The organism is Streptomyces klenkii, assembly GCF_003626645.1.
GTDB lineage: Bacteria > Actinomycetota > Actinomycetes > Streptomycetales > Streptomycetaceae > Streptomyces > Streptomyces klenkii.
In genome coordinates, this window is record NZ_RBAM01000218.1 from 1 (window position 1) to 1024 (window position 1024).

The 1024-nt window shown below is 73.7% G+C and carries 1 protein-coding gene; it reads right to left on the reverse strand.

Annotated features, from left to right (window positions below; all coding sequences use genetic code 11):
- A partial coding sequence (locus tag D7231_RS35885) for a hemolysin family protein (RefSeq protein WP_147449935.1) occupies positions 1-910 on the reverse strand: 910 nt, incomplete at its 3' end.
- Positions 911-1024: the final 114 nt, after the last annotated feature.

A 1024-nucleotide genomic window follows, 5' to 3' on the forward strand; every position in this document is an offset into this window, starting at 1 on the left:
CGCGCATCGCGGTCAGGGCGTCGTCCAGCCGGGTCTCCGGGGCGATGCGGACGACGGGGTGCAGGGCCTGCCGGGGGAAGGGCTTGTCGGGTTCCGCCGCGGCGAGCGCGTCCTTGACGTGGAGGAAGCCCAGGACCGTGTGGCCGGGGCCGGTGACGGGGAAGCGGGAGTAGCCGGAGGCCGCCGCGGTGCGTTCGAGCCGGCGGGGGGTGATCCGGTGGCCGACGGTGGTCATGCGGGCAGCGGGGACGGTGATCTCGGCGACGGTGCGGGTGCCCAGAGCGAGGGCGTCGCGCAGCCGTTCGCTCTCCGCTGTCTCCAGCAGGCCGGCGTCGGTGGAGTCCTTCACGATGCGGGCCAGTTCGTCCTCGGTGAAGACGGAGGCGACCTCGTCCCTGGGCTCCACGCGCAGCAGGCGCAGCAGGGTGTTGGCGAAGGCGTTGATGCCGAAGATGACCGGGCGCAGGGCCCGGGTGAGGGCCACCAGGGGCGGGCCGAGGGCCAGGGCGGTGCGCTCGGGGGCGGCCAGGGCGATGTTCTTGGGGACCATTTCGCCGATGAGCATGTGCAGGTAGGTGGCGGAGGCCAGGGCGATCGTGAAGGCGATCGGATGCACCAGGCCGTGGGGGACGTGGGCGGCCTCGAAGGCGGGTTCCAGCAGGTGGGCGATGGCCGGTTCTGCGACGGCGCCCAGGACCAGGGAGGAGACGGTGATGCCGAGCTGGGCGGTGGCCATCAGGGGCGAGAGGTGCTGCAGGGCCCACAGCACGGTGCGGGCCCGGCGCTCGCCCGCTTCGGCACGTGGCTCGATCTGGTCGCGGCGTACGGAGATCAGGGCGAACTCCGCCCCGACGAAGAAGGCGTTGGTCAGCAGGGTGAGGGCCCCGAGGACGAGCTGGAAGGCGGTCACCGCTCGTCCTCCCGGGTGGCCCCGGAGGGGCCGGACGGCCCGGGGCCGGTGAGCCGGACCCGGTGGGCGCGGTGGTGTGCGGTCGTCAGGACGGTCAGCGTCCAGCCCGCGAGC